19 protein-coding genes and 1 riboswitch are annotated in these 20428 nt (G+C 70.0%); of the genes, 8 read left to right on the top strand and 11 right to left on the bottom strand.

The window, feature by feature from the left end; all coding sequences use genetic code 11:
* Positions 1-64 precede the first annotated feature (64 nt).
* Both R2B38_RS39935 and R2B38_RS39930 read right to left on the bottom strand, forming a co-directional pair.
* A complete protein-coding gene (locus R2B38_RS39935) occupies positions 65-694 on the bottom strand; it encodes an MBL fold metallo-hydrolase (RefSeq protein ID WP_318020681.1) in 630 nt (209 codons plus the stop codon).
* On the bottom strand, positions 694-1782 hold the full coding sequence (locus R2B38_RS39930) for an S-(hydroxymethyl)mycothiol dehydrogenase (protein WP_318020680.1): 1089 nt from the start codon (positions 1780-1782) through the stop codon (positions 694-696). The genes R2B38_RS39935 and R2B38_RS39930 overlap by 1 nt, the downstream gene beginning before the upstream one ends.
* Before the next feature lie 158 nt (positions 1783-1940).
* Between R2B38_RS39930 and R2B38_RS39925 the strand changes: the two genes are divergently transcribed.
* The gene (locus R2B38_RS39925) at positions 1941-3695 is read left to right on the top strand and encodes an ABC transporter ATP-binding protein (protein ID WP_318020679.1); all 1755 of its coding nucleotides are present in this window, start codon (positions 1941-1943) and stop codon (positions 3693-3695) included.
* A gap of 80 nt (positions 3696-3775) precedes the next feature.
* Here the strand turns inward: R2B38_RS39925 and R2B38_RS39920 are convergent, their stop codons facing one another.
* Complete coding sequence (locus R2B38_RS39920) at positions 3776-4072, bottom strand: hypothetical protein (protein WP_318020678.1); 297 nt, start codon at positions 4070-4072, stop codon at positions 3776-3778.
* Between the two features lie 171 nt (positions 4073-4243).
* Here R2B38_RS39920 and R2B38_RS39915 point away from each other — a divergent pair, with 171 nt between their 5' ends.
* Positions 4244-4609, top strand: a complete 366-nt coding sequence (locus R2B38_RS39915; RefSeq protein WP_033280311.1) for a nuclear transport factor 2 family protein — start codon at positions 4244-4246, stop codon at positions 4607-4609.
* Positions 4610-4687: 78 nt separating this feature from the next.
* Here R2B38_RS39915 and R2B38_RS39910 read toward each other — a convergent pair whose 3' ends face one another.
* Entirely contained in the window at positions 4688-5176 is a 489-nt protein-coding gene (locus R2B38_RS39910) for a MarR family winged helix-turn-helix transcriptional regulator (RefSeq protein ID WP_318020677.1), read from the bottom strand.
* Between the two features lie 60 nt (positions 5177-5236).
* Between R2B38_RS39910 and R2B38_RS39905 the strand changes: the two genes are divergently transcribed.
* Together R2B38_RS39905 and R2B38_RS39900 are read left to right on the top strand one after the other, a co-directional pair.
* Positions 5237-6076 (top strand): hypothetical protein, encoded by an 840-nt coding sequence (locus tag R2B38_RS39905; RefSeq protein ID WP_318020676.1) that lies wholly within the window; start codon positions 5237-5239, stop codon positions 6074-6076.
* A 27-nt stretch (positions 6077-6103) separates the two neighbouring features.
* Positions 6104-6188: riboswitch (ZMP/ZTP riboswitch) on the top strand.
* Positions 6189-6209: 21 nt separating this feature from the next.
* Positions 6210-7058: a bifunctional 5,10-methylenetetrahydrofolate dehydrogenase/5,10-methenyltetrahydrofolate cyclohydrolase gene (locus R2B38_RS39900; protein WP_318020675.1), complete on the top strand. Its 849-nt coding sequence runs from the start codon at positions 6210-6212 to the stop codon at positions 7056-7058.
* Here the strand turns inward: R2B38_RS39900 and R2B38_RS39895 are convergent, their stop codons facing one another.
* Complete coding sequence (locus tag R2B38_RS39895) at positions 7059-7949, bottom strand: CU044_5270 family protein (protein WP_318020674.1); 891 nt, start codon at positions 7947-7949, stop codon at positions 7059-7061.
* A gap of 93 nt (positions 7950-8042) precedes the next feature.
* The gene (locus R2B38_RS39890) at positions 8043-8564 is read right to left on the bottom strand and encodes an RNA polymerase sigma factor (RefSeq protein WP_318020673.1); all 522 of its coding nucleotides are present in this window, start codon (positions 8562-8564) and stop codon (positions 8043-8045) included.
* A gap of 105 nt (positions 8565-8669) precedes the next feature.
* On the opposite strand from R2B38_RS39890, the gene ctaD reads away from it, so the two are divergent.
* Both ctaD and R2B38_RS39880 read left to right on the top strand, forming a co-directional pair.
* On the top strand, positions 8670-10286 hold the full coding sequence (gene ctaD / locus R2B38_RS39885) for a cytochrome c oxidase subunit I (protein WP_318020672.1): 1617 nt from the start codon (positions 8670-8672) through the stop codon (positions 10284-10286).
* A 5-nt stretch (positions 10287-10291) separates the two neighbouring features.
* Positions 10292-10633, top strand: coding sequence for a hypothetical protein (locus R2B38_RS39880; RefSeq protein ID WP_411978609.1), 342 nt, complete (start codon positions 10292-10294; stop codon positions 10631-10633).
* Between the two features lie 49 nt (positions 10634-10682).
* On the opposite strand, the gene R2B38_RS39875 is transcribed toward R2B38_RS39880, so the two are convergent.
* Complete coding sequence (locus R2B38_RS39875) at positions 10683-12641, bottom strand: ricin-type beta-trefoil lectin domain protein (RefSeq protein ID WP_318020670.1); 1959 nt, start codon at positions 12639-12641, stop codon at positions 10683-10685.
* Positions 12642-12824: 183 nt separating this feature from the next.
* Here R2B38_RS39875 and R2B38_RS39870 point away from each other — a divergent pair, with 183 nt between their 5' ends.
* Complete coding sequence (locus tag R2B38_RS39870; protein ID WP_318021908.1) at positions 12825-14051, top strand: glycosyltransferase; 1227 nt, start codon at positions 12825-12827, stop codon at positions 14049-14051.
* Here R2B38_RS39870 and R2B38_RS39865 read toward each other — a convergent pair.
* Positions 14048-14446, bottom strand: coding sequence for a VOC family protein (locus R2B38_RS39865; RefSeq protein ID WP_318020669.1), 399 nt, complete (start codon positions 14444-14446; stop codon positions 14048-14050). The two genes, R2B38_RS39870 and R2B38_RS39865, sit on opposite strands and share 4 nt — an antisense overlap.
* A 107-nt stretch (positions 14447-14553) precedes the next feature.
* Here R2B38_RS39865 and R2B38_RS39860 point away from each other — a divergent pair, with 107 nt between their 5' ends.
* Complete coding sequence (locus R2B38_RS39860) at positions 14554-15549, top strand: YafY family protein (protein ID WP_318020668.1); 996 nt, start codon at positions 14554-14556, stop codon at positions 15547-15549.
* Here the strand turns inward: R2B38_RS39860 and R2B38_RS39855 are convergent.
* From R2B38_RS39855 to R2B38_RS39845, 3 genes are all read right to left on the bottom strand, one after another.
* Positions 15546-16199 (bottom strand): TetR/AcrR family transcriptional regulator, encoded by a 654-nt coding sequence (locus R2B38_RS39855; protein ID WP_318020667.1) that lies wholly within the window; start codon positions 16197-16199, stop codon positions 15546-15548. The two genes, R2B38_RS39860 and R2B38_RS39855, sit on opposite strands and share 4 nt — an antisense overlap.
* A gap of 178 nt (positions 16200-16377) precedes the next feature.
* Positions 16378-18234, bottom strand: coding sequence for a cellulase family glycosylhydrolase (locus R2B38_RS39850; protein WP_318020666.1), 1857 nt, complete (start codon positions 18232-18234; stop codon positions 16378-16380).
* A gap of 87 nt (positions 18235-18321) precedes the next feature.
* Entirely contained in the window at positions 18322-20316 is a 1995-nt protein-coding gene (locus R2B38_RS39845; RefSeq protein WP_318020665.1) for a translation factor GTPase family protein, read from the bottom strand.
* Between the last annotated feature and the right edge of the window lie 112 nt (positions 20317-20428).

The following is a 20428-nucleotide window of genomic DNA, read 5'->3' as shown; positions in this document are numbered from 1 at the left end:
GACGTCTGTCATGCCGATCGTGCAGGAGAAGCCGGACACCTTCTGTCGGGTATTCGGCGGTGTCTCAGTGGCCCCGCGCGATCCACTCCTCCAGGTGACCGGCCTCAGCCCCGACAGTCGTCGAGTCGCCGTGCCCGGTGAGGACCTTCGTCTCGGGCGGCAGGGTGAGCAGCCGGTCGCGGATGGAGTCGATGATCGTCGGGAAGTCGGAGTAGGACCGTCCCGTGGCCCCCGGCCCACCGTGGAACAGGGTGTCGCCGGTGAAGACCGTGCCGAGCGCGGGGTCGTACAGGCAGACCGCGCCGGGCGCGTGCCCCGGCGTGTGCAGGACCTTCAGGTCGGCGCCCGCGGCCTCGATCACCTGACCGTCGGCGAGATGGGCGTCGGGGTCGCGGTCGGGGTGGGTCTGCTTCCACAGCGGCAGGTCGTCAGGGTGCAGCCAGATCGTGGCGCCGGTGCGGTCGGCGAGGTCGGGCGCGGCGTCGATGTGGTCGTTGTGCGCGTGGGTGCAGATGATCGCGGTCAGCCGACGGTCGCCGATCGCCGCGAGGATGGCGTCGGCGTCATGGGCCGCGTCGATGACGACGACCTCGTGGTCGTCGCCCACGATCCACACGTTGTTGTCGACGTCCCAGGTACCGCCGTCGAGGCTGAACTGCCCCGAGGTGACGAGGTGTTCGATACGAGCGCCCATCACAGCTCCACCACCGAACGCAGCACGTCACCCTCGTGCATCCGCGCGAACGCCTTCTCCACCTCGTCGAGTTGGATCGTCTCCGTGACGAACGCGGCCAGGTCCAGGCGCCCTTGCTGATGCAGGTCGATGAGCATCGGGAAGTCGCGGGAGGGCAGACAGTCGCCGTACCACGACGACTTGAGCGCGCCACCGCGTCCGAAGACGTCCAGGAGCGGGAGTTCGAGCTTCATCTCGGGCGTGGGCACACCGACGAGGACGACCGTACCCGCCAAGTCCCGGGCGTAGAAGGCCTGTTTGTACGTCTCCGGACGGCCGACCGCCTCGATGACGACATCGGCGCCGAAGCCACCGGTGAGTTCGCGGATCGCCTCGACGGGGTCGCTCGCCTTGGAGTTGACGGTGTGCGTGGCCCCCATGGAGCGGGCCTTCTCCAGCTTCCGGTCGTCGATGTCCACGGCGATGATCCGCGCCGCGCCCGCGAGTCGGGAGCCAGCGATCGCCGCGTCGCCGACCCCGCCGCACCCGATGACCGCGACGGTGTCACCGCGCCCGACGTTGCCGGTGTTGATGGCGGCGCCGATCCCGGCCATGACCCCGCAGCCCAACAGCCCGGCGACGGCCGGGGAGACGGACGGGTCGACCTTGGTGCACTGCCCGGCCGCGACCAGCGTCTTGTCGGCGAAGGCGCCGATGCCCAGGGCCGGGGAGAGTTCCTGGCCGGTCGAGGCGAGGGTCATCTTCTGCTTGGCGTTGTGGGTGTTGAAGCAGTACCAGGGGCGGCCACGCAGACAGGCGCGGCAATTCCCGCACACGGCACGCCAGTTGAGGATCACGAAGTCGCCGGGGGCCACGTCGGTGACGCCCTCGCCGACCGACTCCACGACACCCGCGGCCTCGTGCCCGAGCAGGAACGGGAAGTCGTCGCTGATGCCACCTTGCTTGTAGTGCAGGTCGGTATGACAGACCCCGCAGGCCTGTACCTTCACCACGGCCTCGCCGGGTCCGGGATCGGGTACGACGATCGTCTCGACCCGGACCGGCTCGTTCTTGCCCGGTGCGATCACGCCGCGTACTTCCTGCGCCATGGTCCTGAACCCTTTCGTCGCCGTTGTCCCTGCCTCCGACCCTACGCGTGACTGATCGGTAAGGGCACGCTGACGTCCCGGCCACGCCCCCTGCCCGCCACCGTGACCGATCGCGGCCGACGTAGCCTGAAGGTTCCGACCGACTCCCGAGGAGCGCCGTGAGCATCGCAGGGACGCAGAGCGGTCCGCCGGCCTGGCGGCTTCTCCTCGACTACGTACGGCCGCACCGCTGGGCCCTGTTGGCGGGCGCGCTGCTCTCGCTGGTCACCGGCGGTACCGGGCTGCTGCTGCCGCTGGTGGCGCGGGGACTCATCGACGATCTGTCGCACGACCGGACGATCACCGGGGCGTTGCTCGCGATGTCGGCGCTGGTGGTCGCCAACGCGGCGCTGGGCGCGCTGGGTTCCTACGTTCTGCGGCGGACCGCGGAGTCGGTGGTGCTCGGCGCGCGGCGCAACCTGTCGTCGTATCTGCTGCGGTTGCGGATCTCCGCCGTGGACCGCAGCGAGCCCGGCGACCTGATGGCCCGCATCACCTCCGACACCACGCTCCTGCGCGAGGTCACCACGGACTCGCTGGTCGGCCTCGGCACCGGAGGGCTCACGCTCGTCGCAACTGTCGTCATGATGGGGGTGGTTGACCCGGTACTGCTGGGCGTGACCCTCGCCGTGATCGCCGGCGCGGGCACCGTTCTCACCCTGATCCTGCCGCGCATCAACCGGGCCAGCAGGCAGGCGCAGGACGCGGTCGGCGTGATGGGCGCCTCGCTGGAGCGGATCCTGGGCGCGCTGCGCACGGTGAAGGCGTCCGGCGCCGAGGACCGCGAGGAACGCACTCTGCACGCGGCGGCCGAGGAGTCGTGGCGGCAGAGTGTGCGGGCCGCCAAGTGGAGCGCCGCCGCGGGCAATACGGCAGCCCTGTCGATGCAGGTCGCCTTCATCACCGTCCTCGCGGTGGGCGGGGCGCGGGTGGCGACGGGTGCGATCGACGTCGGCACCCTCGTCGCGTTCCTCCTCTACGTCTTCTATCTCATGCAGCCGATCCAGCAGGTCGTCGGCGCGATCACGCAGTATCAGACGGGCGCCGCCGCCCTCTCCCGCATCCAGGAAGCACTCCAACTCCCCGCCGAACTCCCCTCCCCGCCCGCCGAGTTGCCCACCCCCGGCGCCGAGCCCGCGGCCCTCGCCTTCGACGACGTCCGCTTCCGCTACGCCGACGACCTCCCCTACGTCCACCACGGCGTGACCTTCGAGGTACCGGCCCAGGGCATGACGGCGTTCGTCGGCCCGTCCGGCGCGGGCAAGACCACGGTGTTCTCCCTCATCGAGCGTTTCTACGACCCCGAGTCCGGCGCGATCACCCTCGACGGCCGGGACCTGGCGGACTGGGACCTGTCCGGGCTCCGGTCCGCCATCGGGTATGTGGAGCAGGACGCCCCGGTCCTGTCCGGCTCCCTGCGCGACAACCTGCTGCTCGGCAACCCGGACGCGGACGACGCCGCCGTCACCCGCGTCCTGAGGACGACCCGCCTCGACGGCCTGCTCGCCAGACTGCCGAAGGGCGTCGACACCCTCGTCGGCCACCGCGGCACCCGCCTCTCCGGCGGCGAACGCCAGCGCGTCGCCATCGCCCGCGCGCTCCTTCGCCACCCCCGCCTGCTCCTCCTCGACGAGGCGACCTCGCAGCTCGACGCGGTGAACGAGGCGGCCCTGCGCGACACCGTCGCCGATGTGGCCCGTACGACGACGGTCCTGGTCGTGGCGCACCGGCTGTCCACGGTGACGATGGCCGACCGGATCGTCGTCATGGACGCGGGCCGGGTCCGCGCGGTGGGCACGCACCGGGAGCTGGTGACGGCCGACCCGCTCTACGCGGAACTGGCGGCGACGCAGTTCCTGGCGACGGCGGGCTGAGCACGCGGGAACGGCTGAGGGCCGCCCGTTTCCGGACGGCCCTCGAGGTCTGCGTGCTCCGCGGGATCAGTACCGCGGGCTCACGGCTCGATGCTGGGGAGGAGTCCCGTGACCGGCGCGGCCATGTCGGTGACCTGGTGCAGCTGCTGGAGGTCGTTCAGGTGGTTCAGGCCCTGCAGCTGGTTGGCGACCTTCGGGACCTCCGCCTGGTGCTCGGCGGGGATCTCACTCACCGCGAGCGAGTCCAGCAGGGCGACCGGGCTGACCTTGCCGTCCTTGAAGGCGGGCGCGTCGGCGGCGTTCGCCATCGGCGCGACGAGGCCGGTGACCCCGACGGCGAGACCAACGGCGGCGGCAATACGTCGTGTTGAGATCATGCCCTCAGCAACGCGGCCGGTCCCCGCGCGGTCACGGGTACCGGGCACCGCTCACCCGTGAGGCGGAGCGCGCCGCTGCGTTTGCCGACCCCGGTACAACGGAGGAGTCTCGTAGGAGAGGCCCGTCGCGGCTCGCTCCTGTGTGGGCCGCGGCCCTCCGAGGAGGTCACCATGGGCACCGCGGCACGCCCCGGCTTCGACTCCGAAGCCCTGCGCCGGGGCATCGAAGAACACACAGCGGCGACACTTCTGTCGCTCTACGCGGACGACGCCGAGATCCACGTCGTCGACCACCAGACCCAGCCCAGCCACCCCAAGGTCCTGCACGGCCGGGACGAGATCGGCGCGATGCTCGCCGACGTCTACAGCCGCGACATGACGCACAAGCTGGAGGAGTGCGTCGTACAAGGGGACCGGGTCGCCTACAGCGAGTCGTGTCAGTACCCGGACGGGGCCCGTGTCCTCGCCGAGTCGATGCTCCTGCTGGAGGACGGCAAGATCACCCGGCAGACCATGATCCAGGCATGGGACGGCTAACGGGACTGGTGCCGAAGGTCCGGATCAGCACCCGTCTGACCTGGACCTTCTCGGCGACCACGGTACCCGCGCGCTCTGCTACGACTCGGCGGCGAGCACCAGTTTCCGCAGCAGGTCTGCGAGCGTCAGCCGCTCTGCTGGGGTCAGTGCTGCGAGCAGCGCGAGCTCGCCCTCTTCCTCCGCCGCCACGTGCTGCTCGAACACCGCGTATCCGGCGTCGGTGAGCCGCACCCGCACCCGCCGCCGGTCCCCCGTCTCATGGGTGCGCACGATCAGCCCCGCCTCCTCGACGGTCGCCAGCCGCGCGGAGAGCGCGCCACGGGTCAGCCCGAGCAGTTCGGCGAGGTGCGAGGGGCTCGTCTCGTACGGCGGGCCGAGCCTGCGCAGCATGAGCAGCACCTTGTACTGCCACTGCTTGAGGCCGTCGGAGTCGAGCATGTCCCGTCGCGTCCGGCCGGCGTGCCGCGCGAGGATCGCCAGCCGGAAGAAGATCGCCTCCTTCACCGGATCCAGCCAGGCGAGTTCCTTAGCCCAGACCGCCACGTGCCGGTCGACCGAGTCCTCCATCAACTGCCTCCCGCAGTAGTTTTCTTGTGGATAGTTTTTCGCCTGACTACCTTCCCCGTCATGCCATCCACAGCGAACGCGGTCGTCCCCGTCGAAGAACTCATCGCCGCGGCACAGGAGTTGAGCGTGTCGGGGCGATGGAGGCGGGCCGCCCGCCTCCTGGACACCTGCACCTCCGACACACCCGATGCGCGGGCGCGGATCGCCCGCGCCGCCGCCCAAGTCGCCCTGGAACAGGACTGGTTCGCGGGCACGGACACGGCGACGGCACGTATCGAAACGGCGGAGAAGGAGTTCCCGGGCGGCGACTGGGACGTGGACTTGGCACGGCTGCGGAACACCTACCGCCGGCTGCTCGTCGTCGACGGCCGGCTCCGACTGGGCCCCGACGGCAAGGACCCGGAGAGCCTCGCGTCCCTGCGCCGCGAGGCGGAGGCGCTGCGGGACAGCGCCCCGGACGAGGGACGCCGGGGCTGGGCGGAGATGTACCTCGGCCTGATCACGGACAACCACTTCGCCGACCTGGCGGGCGCGCCGCCCCACTACGCGTCCGCGCTGCGCGCCGCCGAGTCGGTCGAGGACCCGTTGCTGGCCCGCGAGGCCCTGCGCCACCTCGGCGACCACGACCACGACGCCGGTGACCACGCCCTCGCCCTGGACCGCTGGCGCCGGGCGACGACGCTCGGCGCCGCCGCGGGCACGGTCCCCGGCACCCTCTCCCAGCTCCTGCTGCTCGGCGTTCTGGCCCGGGACTCCGGCGACGAGGCGGGCGCGCGGGCGCTCGCGACGGAGGTCGCACACTGGGCGGGAGCCGTCGGGGCCCCACGGCTCGAAGCACAGGCCCGGGGATTCCTCGCCGGCGTCGACCCGACGGCACCGCCCGCGGAGAGCGGGCCCTGACGGCCGTGGAACCCGTCGGTTAGGCTGTTCGTGGGCCGTGACTGGCGCTGAGGTGGAGCACCACCGTGGAGCGGCCCACGCGGAGTCGATGCCGTGCGCCTGGGCGATTGGTCAACCAGCTCAGGAGTGGATCATGTCTCAGGCACGGCTCATGGACGGCACCGCGCTCGCCCGGCGCATCGTCGAGGACACCGCGAAGAAGGCCGCCGACCTCACGCAGCGCACCGGTACGGCGCCCTGTCTCGCGACGGTCCTGGTCGGCGCGGACCCGGCCTCCGTCACGTACGTCCGGATGAAGCAGAACCGCAGCCGCAAGGCCGGCATCGAGTCCCGGCACGTCGAACTGCCGGCCACCACGACCACCGCCGAACTGGTCGGCACCCTCGACGAACTCTCCGCCGACCCCACCGTGCACGGCATCCTGCTCCAGCACCCGATGGGCCAACACATCGACGAGCGGGCCGCGTTCGAGGCGATCGCGGCGGAGAAGGACGTGGACGGCGTCACCTTCGCGTCGTTCGCGTCGATGAGCTTCGGCCTGCCGGGCTTCGTGTCCTGCACGCCCGGCGGAATCATGCGGCTGCTCGACGAGTACGACGTCGACCCGTCCGGCAAGCGGGCCGCCGTCGTCGGCCGCAGCGCGATCCTCGGCAAGCCGGCCGGCATGCTGCTCCTGGCCCGCGACGCGACGGTCACCTACTGCCACTCCCGCACCCAGGACCTGTCCGCGGTGGTCCGCGAGGCGGACATCGTCGTCGCCGCCGTCGGCCGCCCCCGGCTGATCCGCGGCGCGGACATCAAGCCCGGCGCGGTCGTGCTCGACGCCGGTTACAACGCGGGCAACGTCGGCGACGTCGACTTCGAATCCGCCGCCGAACGCGCCTCGTTGATCACGCCGGTGCCGGGCGGCGTCGGCCCGATGACGATCGCCACGCTCCTGGAACAGACCGTGACGGCCGCCGCCCGGCAGCTCGGGGTGTGATCAGCGGGTCCACGCGCTGTAGTCCATGACGTCCCCGGCCTTGACGCCGTACTCGGGCTGGTCCTTCGTGAAGGTGCTCTCCATTCCGAGGACGGCGCCGGTGGCCGGGTCCATGATCAGCATCAGCCGGGTGGCGGACCGCTGATAGACGTACGCCTGCCCGTGCCGCCCGAGCCGGTCGGTCACCTCCCCCACCGGCCGCAGCCCGTCCGCCCCCGCGAGCAGCCGCGCCAACGCGGCCGACTCACGCGCCCCGAGCGTCCAGCGGTCCAGCAACTCCCCCACGGCGCCAAGGAGTTCGGGGGTGGTCAACGGCGTCTTGCTGTACGCCGCTTCCTGGAGGTACGCCCGCAGCCCCGGCACGTCGTGCGGAGGCCGGGCATCGGGCGGGACATCGCTCCAACTCGGCGGATACGTCGTCTCCTTGAGGACATGCCCGTCCTCGACGACACGCTCCGTGTGACTGGCGTCCGCGTTCCAGCGCACGATGCGTTCCTCCGGGACGGTGACCGGCGGTTTGTCGTCGGACATGCCGAGGCTCCATGTCTGCACGTGGGTTCCCTTGCGCAGAGCGGGAGTTCCGTCGACCGCGACCGCCGCAGCAAGGGCGGCAAGCTGCTTCAGGGATACGGGCGTGGAGTGCGCCTGCACCACCAGGGGGCGGGGAGCCGCCACCGCCGGGGTACCGCTCGGCCCGCCCAGCACGAGGGTGAGTACGGTCGCGGCGACGGCAGTTACGGCCGCGAGGCTCCAGCACAGCCGACGACGCCGTTCGTGCAACAGCCGGTTGAGCCGACGCGAGGCGTGGTGGTCCAGCGGCCCGTCGCCGTAGACGGGGCCATCGGCCGTGAACGGGTTGGCGCTACGCAGGAGTTCAAGCTCATCAGCCATGGCGACGTTCCTTCAGGGTGACCGTGGCGCCCCAAAGGGGCGCGGGGAACTGCGCGACCAGCCACGACGGCGCCGCAGCCAATCGACAACACATCACGCCACTCCTCCGGCCAACGCGCTCAGCCGCTCTATCTCCGCTCGCAACCTCCGCCGCGCCCGGTGCAACCGCATCGCCGCCGCCCGCGACCCACACCCGAGGACGACGGCAACCTCGTCCACCCCCAGTTCCTCCCACGCCGTCAACCGCAGCACCTCCTGATCGGCGGAAGACAATCGCGCCAACGCCTCGTGCACCCACCCGCCGGGAGCATCCGCATCCGGGCTGGCCACGACCTGGCGCCCATGCGCACTCTCGTCATTGCCCAGCCGCTCGACGAGCCGACGCCGCCGCCCAAACCCCCGCACCGCGTTGGCCAGGCAGTTACGGGCCACGCCGTACAGCCAGGGCAGCGGCGCCGGGGGCAGATCCGCACGGCGGCGCCAGGCGACGGTGAAGACCTCCGCCACCACTTCCTCGACCTCACCGCTCCGCCCGTCCAGTCGCCGCGCAACATAGCGGCTGACCGCCCAGTAGTGCTCGCGATAGGCAGCGGCGAAGTTCTCGTCGTTGCTCATGTCCCGTTCGTGTCCGGCACCGGGACGATCGTCACACCCGGTTTCGTGATTCTCCTCGCGTCACTCGAGTGTGACGTGCGGGCGGCGCGCGGACACAGGCGGGGCGTGAGAGACCTCAAGAGCATCAAGTGGCTGACGACCACGGACCACAAGACGATCGGCACGCTGTACCTGGTCACGGCGTTCGGGTTCTTCTGCGTAGGCGGCGTGATGGCGCTCCTCATGCGCGCCGAACTCGCCAGACCCGGCCTGCAGATCATGTCCAACGAGCAGTTCAACCAGGCGTTCACGATGCACGGCACGATCATGCTGCTGATGTTCGCGACACCCCTGTTCGCGGGCTTCGCCAACTGGATCATGCCGCTGCAGATCGGCGCCCCGGACGTCGCCTTCCCCCGCCTCAACATGTTCGCCTACTGGCTGTATCTCTTCGGCTCGACCATCGCGGTGGGCGGCTTCCTCACTCCCCAAGGCGCGGCGGACTTCGGCTGGTTCGCGTACAGCCCGCTGTCGGACGCGGTCCGTTCGCCGGGTATCGGCGCCGACATGTGGATCATGGGTCTGGCCTTCTCCGGCTTCGGCACGATCCTCGGCGCGGTCAACTTCATCACCACGATCATCTGCATGCGCGCACCGGGCATGACGATGTTCCGCATGCCGATCTTCGTGTGGAACGTGCTGCTGACCGCCGTACTGGTCCTGCTGGCCTTCCCCGTTCTCGCCGCCGCGCTGTTCGCGCTGGAGGCGGATCGGAAGTTCGGGGCACATGTCTTCGACGCGGCCAACGGCGGTGCGTTGCTGTGGCAGCACCTCTTCTGGTTCTTCGGCCATCCAGAGGTGTACATCATCGCGCTGCCGTTCTTCGGCATCATCTCCGAGGTCATCCCGGTCTTCTCCCGCAAGCCGATGTTCGGCTACATGGGACTGGTCGCGGCCACGATCTCCATCGCCGGTCTGTCCGTGACCGTGTGGGCCCACCACATGTACGTCACCGGCGGAGTCCTGCTCCCGTTCTTCTCCTTCATGACGTTCCTCATCGCCGTACCGACCGGCGTGAAGTTCTTCAACTGGATCGGAACGATGTGGAAGGGGTCCCTGTCCTTCGAGACCCCGATGCTCTGGGCCACCGGCTTCCTGATCACCTTCGTGTTCGGCGGCCTGACCGGCGTCATGCTCGCGGCCCCGCCCATCGACTTCTCGACCTCCGACTCGTACTTCGTCGTCGCCCACTTCCACTACGTGGTCTTCGGCACGGTCGTGTTCGCGATGTTCTCCGGCTTCCACTTCTGGTGGCCGAAGATGACCGGCAAGATGCTCGACGAGCGCCTCGGCAAACTCACCTTCTGGACGCTGTTCATCGGCTTCCACGGCACGTTCCTGGTCCAGCACTGGCTGGGCGTGAACGGGATGCAGCGCCGGATTCCCGACTACCTGGCGGTGGAGGGCCTGACGACGCTCAACACGGTGTCGACGATCTTCTCGTTCCTGCTGGGCCTGTCGTTGCTGCCGTTCTTCTACAACGTCTGGAAGACGGCCAAGTACGGCAAGAAGGTCGAGTCCGACGACCCATGGGGCTACGGCCGTTCGCTGGAGTGGGCCACGTCCTGCCCGCCGCCGCGCCACAACTTCATCTCGCTCCCCCGCATCCGCAGCGAGTCCCCGGCGTTCGACCTCCACCACGCCGATATCCCTGCATTGGAGCAGGAGTTGACGCCCCGGTGACCGCCATGGACGAACTCCCCCTGGACCAGCGGACGTTCCTCAACGAGATCGAGGCTCACCTGCTGATCGCGGCCGCCCGCGCGGAGGGCCGTACGGCCGCCGCCCGCTTCGCCGCCCGGCTCGACTGGCTCACCGACGGCCAACGGGCTGAAGTGGAACGGCACTTCGAGGCGGAGTACCTCACGCTCACCCGTGCGTCCTGGGAGCGTACGGCCGAGCGGGGCGGACAGTTGCGGGACGAGTACGAGGAGACGTACCGGCGCCTGCGCCAACGCCTCCTCGCCGCCTGCCTGTTGGGGTGTGCGCTGCTCGCGGCGACGGAACTGGTCGCCCTCGCGCTCACCTAGGGACACGCGTCCCGCCGGCCCTGACGACCGGCGGGACCATGCGCTGCGGCTACGTCAGCGTCCACTTCTGGTTGGTCGCCGTACCGCAGGTGTACAGGATCAGCTGGGTCCCGTTGGCCGTGGCGGCGCCGGACGCGTCCAGGCACAGACCCGCGTTGACGTTGGTGAGGGTGCCGTCGGAGTTGGCGGTCCACTTCTGGTTGTTCTGGCCGTTGCAGTCCCAGATGACGACCTTCGTGCCGTTGGTGGTGCCGTTGTTGTAGGCGTCCAGGCACTTGTTGCCGTAGACCACGAGTTCCTTGCGGGAGGTGTACGTCCAGGCCTGGTTCTGGCCGCCGTTGCAGTCCCAGATCTCGGCCTGGGTGCCGTTGGTGATGGTGTTGTTGTAGATGTCGGCGCAGCGGCCGGACTGGGTGCCGACGACCAGGTTGCCGTTGGTGCCCGGGATCGGCTGGACGTTGACCGCGCCCAGGGTCGGGAGTGAACTGCCCGTCAGCGTGAGGGTGTTGGCCGATCCCTTGGACAGGTCGGCCTGTACCGAGATCGTGCCCGCGCTGGAGCCGGTCGGCGGGAAGGAGACCGTCGTCGCGGTCTGGCCGTTGACCTGGAGGGTGCCGGAGACGGCCGTCGAGCCGGTGTTGGTGTAGGTGACGTCGACGACGTTCAGGCCTGTGCTGGCCGCGCTGACGCCGGTGTACTTGCCGGTGGAGGTGGCGGTGTAGTTGGTGCTGGCCGCCTCGGTGCCGCCGCTGATCTTCAGGAACACGGAGCCGCCGGCCGGGACGCTGGCCGTGTAACTCGTGCCGTAGGAACCGATGTTGGCGCGGGACCACAGGTCGCGGACGGTGGCGGAGGCGGTGGTCAGGCCGAGGTCCGACCAGCGGACGGTGATGTTCTGGGCGGAGGAGGTGCGGTTGAGGAGGGTGACCGCGCGGTTGCCGAGCCCCGACAGGACCTTGCCGTAGACCTGGAGTCCGGTCGTGTCCTCGGCGACCTTGATGCCCTGGAGGCCGCGCGCGTCCTGGTCGACCGCGACGACCTCGGGGTTGGTGAGGATGCCGGTGGTCTCGGTGGTGAGGGCCGTCAGGTCGTTCCCGGCGAGGAGCGGTGCGCCGGAGATCGCCCAGAGCGCCATGTGGGTGCGGTTCTGGGCTGCGGTGAGGCCGGACATGCCGACCATCAGCATGTCGGGGTCGTTGTAGTAGCCGGTGTGCTGGGCGGCCGGGTGCAGGCCCTGGTCGAAGTTGGACAGCATGTTCGTCGTCGACGGCGAGTTGCCGTAGTAGATGATGTCCGTGCTCGTCCGGTACATGGGGGCCAGGCCCGGGGCCCAGTTCCAGGGGTTCTGGTAACCCCAGTTGCAGATCGAGAGGGTCAGCGCGCGGCCGGTGCCGGCGGTGGCCTTGGTGACCGAGGCGCTGATCGCCTTGTATGCCGTCGCCGCGTCGAGGCCCTCGGCGTCGCCGCCGCACCAGTCGACCTTCACGAAGTCGAAGCCCCACTGCGAGAACTGGAGCATGTCCTGGTCGTAGTGACCCTCGCTGCCGGTGTTCGCGGCGGCGGGGCGGCCCGTCGGGTAGTAGTAGCCGCAGCCGTTCGCGCCGGCGTCGGTGTAGATGCCGGCCTTGAGGCCCTTGCTGTGGATGTAGTCGGCGATGGCGCTCATCCCGCCGGGCCACTCGCTGGTGTCGACGGTGATGTTGCCCGCGCTGTCGCGGGTGCCCTGCCACCAGCCCTCGTCGATGTTGATGTACTTGTAGCCGGCCGCCGGGAGGCCCGCGGCGACGAACGCGTCGACCTGCGCCTTGATGACGCTGTAGTCGATCTTCGCGGCGAAGCTGTTCCAGGAGGCCCAGCCCATCGGGGCGGTGGGGACCGCGATCTGACGGGTCGTCGAGGCGACGGGAGCGGCCTGAAGGGAGTCCACGGGAGCGGGTCTGGTGACGAGAAGAAGGGTGACTGCCGCTGCGGCCATCGCTAAGGCGCGCAGGATGGGGGTGCGGAACATGCGGCTCCTTTGCCGATATTTCGAACCTGGATCGGGTCGCCGAACGAAACGGCGCGCTGAAAGTAGAGCCACCCGGGGTCGAAGTCAACGCCTGTGACACGAGGGGCAGTTGGAATCTCCCGGCGGGAATCCCCCACCCGTCGGCCACCGGACGCGATACTGACCGGCGTGCGCGTAGCGATCATGACAGCGGGATCCCGGGGCGACGTGGCCCCCTACACCGGCCTCGGGCATGCCCTGGCCCGCGCCGGCCACGAGGTCACCCTCGTCACCCACGCGGGTTTCGCGCCCCTGGTGGCGGGCTCGGGCGTCGCCTTCCATCCTCTTCCGGTCGATCCCCGGGCCGAGTTGGAGTCCTCGCGGGGGCGCGGGCTGCACCGCAGCGCCTCGGGCGGCGGCAAGCTGCTGCGGGTGGTCACGATGGCGCGGGCGCTGGTCGGGCGGATGACCGACGACCTCGTGACGGCCGCCCGGGCGAGTGAAGTCCTGTTGCTGTCCAGCTCGTTGGGGCCGCTGGGGCATGCCGTTGCCGAGGGACTGTCGTTGCCGAGCATGGGCGTGTACCTCCAACCCCTCGCGCCGACACGGGAGTTCGCGCCGCCGGTGCTCGGGGGCGGTTCCTGGGGGGCGGTCGGCAACCGGGTCGCCGGGCGCGGGGTGAACCGGGCGGTGGAGCACGTCTTCACCGCCGCCGTACCGGAGGTGCGCTCCCGACTGGGCCTGCCCCGCACCCGCACCGGCGCCGCGCTCCGGTCCCGGGAAGGCCAGAACTGGCCCGTCCAGCACGGCTTCAGCCCCCTGATCGTGCCCCGCCCGGCCGACTGGCGCCCCGGACTGACGGTGGCGGGCTACTGGTGGCCGTACGACGTCGACGCGCAACTCCCGCCGGAACTACGGGACTTCCTCGACGCCGGTCCGCCCCCGGTCTTCGTCGGACTCGGGAGCGCCACCGTGCCCGATCCGGAGCGGCTGAGCGCCGAGATCGTGCGCGCGCTGCGCCGGGCCGGGTTGCGCGGGGTGATCCAGCGCGGCTGGGGCGGCCTGGAAGCGGTCGGCGACGACGTCCTGACCGTCGGCGAGGTCCCGCACTCGGCGCTGTTCCCGAGGATGGCGGCCGTGGTCCACCACTGCGGCGCGGGCACGACCGCGGCCGGGCTGCGCGCCGGGGTACCGGCCGTACCGATGCCGATCCAGTTCGACGAGGGCTTCTGGGCCGCACGCCTGGTCGCCCTCGGCGTGGCTCCGGCCGCCGTTCCGCTGCGCGGCCTGACCGCGGACGCCCTGTCCGCCGCGCTCGTACGGGCCACGCGTGAACCTGGCCATGCCGAGCGCGCGAAGGTTCTCGGCGCCCGGGTCCGCGCCGAGGACGGCGTCGCGCCCGTCCTCGCCGCCCTGGACACCCTGTCCTAGCGCTCCTGCCGCGCCACGGCCTCGGGGGTGACCGGCGTGAAGAAGTTGATCAGGTTGCCGTCCGGGTCCCGGAAGAGGAGGGAGCGGTTGCCCCAGGGCATCGTCGTCGGCTTCTGGACGATCTCGCAGTCGAGGGGCGCCAGGCGCTCGTACTCGGCGTCGACATCGGCGACCCGGAACTCCGTGATCACCGACCGGTTGGCGGCGGGGCGAGCGGAGTCGGTACCGAACAGGGCCACGGTGCGGGTGCTCGCGATCGCCAACGTGCAGGCGGGCGTGACGAGTTCGGCGAAGTCGGGGGTCGACCAGGTGGCCGTGACGCCGGTGGCCTGTTCGTAGAACCCGACGAGGCGGGCGACGTCGTCGGTGATGACGCGGATCGAGACGAAGTTCATGGCGGCTTCCTGTCAGAGGTCGTGAGCGGTGCCGACTGAAGAGGCGTCTCCCACGCTAGGACCGATACCGGACAGCTTCCGCCCGGTATCCGAGGCAGACTTTCGGGGTGACCACATCGACCGCCCGCGTGCTCGCCCTGCTGGAGATCCTCCAGGGCGGCGGCCTCCGCACCGTCCCCGACCTGGCGGCCCGCCTCGGCGTCGACGAACGGACGGTCCGCCGCTACGTCGGCCACCTGCTGGAACTGGGCGTGCCGGTCGACTCGGTCCGCGGCCGCTACGGCGGCTACCGGCTCGCCCCCGGCTATCGGATGCCGCCGCTGATGTTCACGGACGAGGAGGCCCTGGCCGTGGTGCTCGGGCTGCTGGCCGGCCGTAGGGCGGGGCTGGTCACCACGTCCGCGGCGGCGAGCGAGAGTGCCACGGCGAAGCTGCTGCGGGTGCTGCCCGCCGCCCTGCGCCGACGCCTCGACGCCCTGCTGGACACGGCCGACTTCACCGCGCGGTCCCGTACCGCCATCGCCCCGGAGACGGGGGTGCTGCTCGAACTCGCCGAGGCCGCGCTCCATCGGCGGCCGGTGGCGATCGGCTACACCGACCGCAAGGGCCGCGGCAGCGACCGTACCGTCCTGCCGTACGGTCTCGTGGCGCATGCCGGACGGTGGTATCTGACCGGCGCCGACCCTGCCGACGGCGAGGTGCGCACCTTCCGCCTGGACCGCATCACATCGATGACCGTGCGGTCCGGCTCGTTCGCCGTCCCGGATGACTTCGACCCGGCGGCCACGGTGCTGGACAGCCTCGCGCGCACGCCGTGGACGCACGATGTGTCGCTGCGGATACGGAGCAGCGTCCGGCACATCCGCACGCAACTCCCGGCCGAGATCGCCGCCCTCTCCACGATCCCGCCCGACGATTCAGAGGCCCGCGAAGACACCGGATGGGTCCAGGTCCGGATCCGGGCCGAGCGGCTGGAGTGGATTCCGCCGGTCCTCGCCGCCCTCGACCGCCCGTTCGTCATCGAGCGTCCCGCCGCCCTGCGCGATCTCGTACGGGCGCTCGCCCGCCGCCTGGACGAGCACGCCATGGACGACTCGGTCTAGCGCTGCCAGCCGGGCGGCTGCATGATCCCGAGAAGCTGTCGGACCAGTTCCTCGACGACCTCGTCCAGCGTGGCGTCCACCCAGCCCGCGCTCCAGTCGTGGAGGAGGCCGTTGACGCTGCCGATGAAGGCCGCGGCGGCGATCCGGTAGTCGCGCCGCGCGGCCTCGCCGCGCTGGGCGGCGGCCCGTGCCTCGGCGCAGATGAGGTTGATCCAGCGGGCGCGGCGGGCGAGCCGCTGTTCCTCCAGGCGGGCGCTGACGCCGATGATCTCGACGAAGGTGATGCGGATACGGCGCGGATCCACGGTGACGTTCGCCGCGTAGGCGTGGAAGATCGCGGTGGACCGCTCGGCGAGCGGCAGGCCCTCCGCCGTTTTCAGGGCGACGAGTACGGCTTCCTCGGCCCAGTCGTTGACCTGGAGGTGGAGGGCGGCCAGGACGTCCTCCAGGCTGCGGAACTCCTCGTAGAACTGCCGGGTGGACAGTCCCGCGGCCTCGCTGAGGGCGGCGACGGTCGTGGCGCGGTAGCCGGGGGTGTCGCCGAACAGCTGGAGCGCCGCGTCCAGGAAGCGTCCGCGCCGCTCGGCCTGCCGTTGCTCGGCGGACTTGCCGCCGTAACGACCGGTCGGCGCCTTGAGCCTGCCCGCCACTGTCACACCCCTGTCTCGTTGACCACCGGCCATCTTGTCCTGTCCGTGGTCTTGCGGAAAAGAGCACTCCTTCCCCACTTCTCGTCAAGTTCACTTCGAATTTGCATGTGTCCGAATGTCTTCACATAAATGCGAAAGAGCGCCGGTCTTCGGGAAGACCGGCGCTCCTTCGTGGTGCTCAGCTGTGCGCTGCCGCCCACGCGGCCAGTTCGGACCTGGCCGCGCTCAGCAGCGTCGAGGAGGGGCTCGACGCGCCGTTGGTGATGAGGGCGTAGTGCAGGGTTCCCGAGCCGGTGGCGGAGAGCAGGAGGCGGTGGCTGCCGGTGCCGCCCGGTTCGTTGGCGTAGCCGATGGGGGTCGATGTCGTGTACGCCGGGACGCCCGAGATCGCTCCCAGGTCGGAGACCACCGTGGTGGACGCGGCCGGGAAGGACGCCGGGAGGTGGAGTTCGGTCGGGGCGGTGGAGCTGTTGGAGCGCCACATCAGCAGGCCGTACTGGCCGGAGCCGACCAGCGAGGAGACGTTCGGGAGGGAGCTGGGGACCGGGTTCCAGGTCAGGGTCGTCGAGCCGTCGCGGGAGCGGTCCTCGTAGGTGAAGGCGACCGTGGTGCCGGCGGTCGCGCTCGGGTAGATCCGGTCGAGGAGGCGGGCGTCCTGACGGAGTGTCACCGTGCCGGAGTCGGTCATGTTGACGGCGGAGAGGTCCTCGTCGTTCCACGCGTCGCCGGAGGTGAGCACCTTGTCGGGGTTGTCGTTCATCAGCTCGTCGTGGCGGCCGTTGTAGATGTCCCACTGCCACTGCGTGCCGGACAGGACGGGACCGGAGCCCGCTGGGTTGGACCACCAACTCGCCCCCGGCAGACGGGAGTCGAGGGCCTGGTACATCGCCTTGAGTACGGTCGGCGCCTTGCCCGCGACCGTTCCGGACAGGGGATGCCCGAACTCGCTGACGATGGCGGCGGTGCCGGCCGCGGCGGCCCGGCCACGAACCGTCCCGAAGTCGGTCGAGTACTGACCGTCGGCCGCGTTGCCCCACATCAGGATGCCGGAGATCGCCTTCTGGTCGTAGAAGTGGGTGTTGAAGACGTACCGCGAGCCGAGCGTGCCCGCGTCGAGAAGTCCTCCTTCCTGCACCTGACTTGAGATGTTGGAGTTCCAGAAGAGGTTCGGCTCGACGAGGGCGGGCTTGGCGCTCCAGCCGGCCGCGTCCATCCGGGCCCGGAACTTCACATAGAACGGCCAGAGCAGGTTCTGTTCCCAGGTGCGGCTGGTCTGACCGGAGTCGTAGGTGCCCGCGAAGGGCTCGTTGTACGGGTCGAAGCCGACGACACCCGCGAACTCGTCGGTGCTCAGGTGCTGTTGGATGTACGTCATGGTCGACTGGGCGGTGGCGAGGAAGGAGTCCTGGAGGCCGTAGTTGTTGTGCCAGAAGTCGTACTGCGCCTTGGTCACGGCCGAGTTCTGGGTGATGTTCTGACCCCAGAAGAGGCAGATGCCGCAGGACTCCTGCGGGTAACTCCCCAGCGCCACGGCCCACTTGGGGGCGCCGTCGCCGGTGTACCAACTACCGCTGTTGAACAGGTACTTGGAGTAGAGGTCCTGGTGGAAGTCGGGGTAGACGCGGATGCCGGCGTCGAGGAACGTCTGCATCTGCGCGGTGGCGGCGGCCAGGTACGTGGTGTCGACCTGGCCTCGGACGGGTTCGGCGTAGGCCCAGGAGAGCAGGAAGCGCACCGAGTTGCCGCCGCCGAGGGCGCGCAGCGCGGTCGCGGACTTCTTCGCGTCGGCGACCGAGGCGAAGGGGAGACCGTCGTTCTCCGCCAGTTTGGTCTCACCGGAGACGTTGTAGCCGCGCAGCACGACCTGGCGGCCGTAGCTGTCCACGAAGCTGCCGTTCTGCACGGTCAGCGCTGAACCGTCGAACCAGAGGGAGTCGGTTGGGGTGGCGGCGGTTGCTGGCCCAGCGCCCAGCACCGACAGGAATCCGCAGAGGACAACCAGGACAACGATCAAACGCGCCCGGATATTCGTCATGTCCACTACAGTCCGGTGATTTCCGGACACTGTCAACACTTCTGACTCACGAGTAAGTCTGCGCGCCACAAGCCCTGTTGACACATTTCAGGCCACCCGACGCGTCACGTTCAACAGATACTCCTTCCTGTTCAGCGGGTTGTGGTCGGTGCGTGCCCGTTCCGGAACGATGCCGTGTGCGACGGGCGCGTAGTGGTCGAAGGCGCTCTCCCACTCGCCCTCTCCGCGCGTCAGCCCCGGCAACTGCCGCTCCATTCCGTGCACTTGGGCCGCCGGCACCTCCCCCTCCAGCACGCACAGCGACCCGTGCGTCCCGGTGGTCCGCGGTACGGCGCGCAGCGCGGCCAGCACCGGCAGCAGGGCGGCGAGGGTGTCGGCCGGCACCTCGACGCGGAACCGGTGCATCGGCTCGTACACCTGGCTGCCCGCCCGCCGCAGCGCCTCGACGAGGACGAGCGGGGTCAGGCCGCGGAAGTCGGCGCCCGTGCTCGACATGCTCTTGTCGAAACCCTGGTGGGCGTGGCTCTGCCGGGGCGAGTAGCCGGAGTGCGTCATGGTGACCACGCAGTCGGTGACCCGCCAGCCGTGCAGACCCTGCCCGAGCGTCTCGCGCACGGTGTCCTCGACGGCCTTGAAGAAGGCGTACGGCATCGCGCCCAGCTCCACCTCCAGGCCGAACCGCACACCGGAGCCGACCGGGCCCGGTGCGACGCGCAGGCCGACCGTGGCGAGGAAGGGGTTCGCGTCCTTCTTGTTGAACTCGACCGCCGCGCCGGTGCCGTTGGGCCGCTCGACGCACAGCGGGGTCGTCTCACGGAAGGTGACGTGCACCCCGAACTCGTCGGCGAGCGTGGCCTGGATGACCTCCTTCTGGACCTCGCCGTAGAGGGAGACGGCGGTTTCCTGGCGTACCTCGTCGTGGCGCAGGCCGATCAGGGGGTCCTGTTCGGCGAGCTGGGTGAGGGCGAGGTGGAGGGCGCGGCGGTCGGTGTCGGGGCCCGGGATGACGACGGTTTCGAGGGTGGGGGGCGCGAAGAAGTGCTCAACTGCCTTTCTGGGTAAGCCGATCGAGTCCCCGATCTTGATGTCTGCGAGGCCTCGCAGCTTGCCGATGCGGCCCGCAGGGAGGGAGTCGCACGCGATGTCCGTGCCGTGATCGAAGTCGGTGATCGCGGTGACTCTGCCCTCCCGGCCCGTGTCGCTGGTGTCTCTGGTGTCGCCGGTGTCTCTCAAGGTGATGCGGTCGCGGGTGCGGAGGGTGCCGGAGAACATCCGCGCGTAGGCGATCTTCTCCCCCGCCGGGCCGCGCTCGACCTTGAACACCGTGCCGGAGAGCGGGCCTTGGGGGTCTCCTTCGGCTGCGGGGAGGAGTTCCTTGATGCCGGTGATCAGCGCGTCGGCGCCGGCGCCGGTGACGGCGGAGCCGAAGTAGACGGGGTGCACGAGGACTTGGCGGGTCTGGGTGACGAGGGCCGCGCGCAGGAGGTCGTAGGACACGGTGTTCTCGACGTACGCGGTGAGGAGTTCGTCGTCGTGCTCGGCGAGGACGGCGGGTGCGTCCGGGCCGAGTCCCGGCAGGAAACCGGCCTCCCGTGTCCCGAGTCCCTCGACCGAGCCCATGGGCACGACGGCCGCCCGGAGCCGTTCGGAGATCGCCGGGAGGAGGTCGGCGTAGCGTGCGCCTCGTCGGTCGATCTTGTTGACGAAGAGGAGCGTGGGGATGCGCAGGCGCTGGAGGGTGCGCATCAGGATGCGGGTCTGTGGCTGGACCCCTTCGACGGCCGAGACGACGAGAACCGCGCCGTCGAGTACGCCGAGGACCCGTTCCACCTCGGCGATGAAGTCCGGGTGGCCGGGGGTGTCGATGAGGTTGACGGTCACGTCGTCGACCGGGAACGAGACGACGGCCGACTTGATGGTGATGCCGCGCCGGCGCTCCAGCGCGAGGGTGTCGGTGCGGGTGTTCCCGTCGTCGACGCTGCCGATCTCGTCGATCACACCGGCCGAGTGCAGGAGGCGCTCGGTCAGGCTGGTCTTACCCGCGTCCACGTGCGCGAGGATCCCGAGGTTGAGCAAGTGCACCTGGTGTCATGTCCTTCGGTGAGGGGGGCCTTCCTTCCTGGGTGGACATGAACGGTGCGCGCATCTCAGTACTCCTCGGTCGTCGCTGACTCGTCTCCGGTAGTGCAGCAGG

This window comes from Streptomyces sp. N50, assembly GCF_033335955.1.
Lineage (GTDB): Bacteria > Actinomycetota > Actinomycetes > Streptomycetales > Streptomycetaceae > Streptomyces.
Note: the sequence above shows the minus strand (reverse complement) of the source record. Positions and strands in the feature narration are given on the sequence as shown.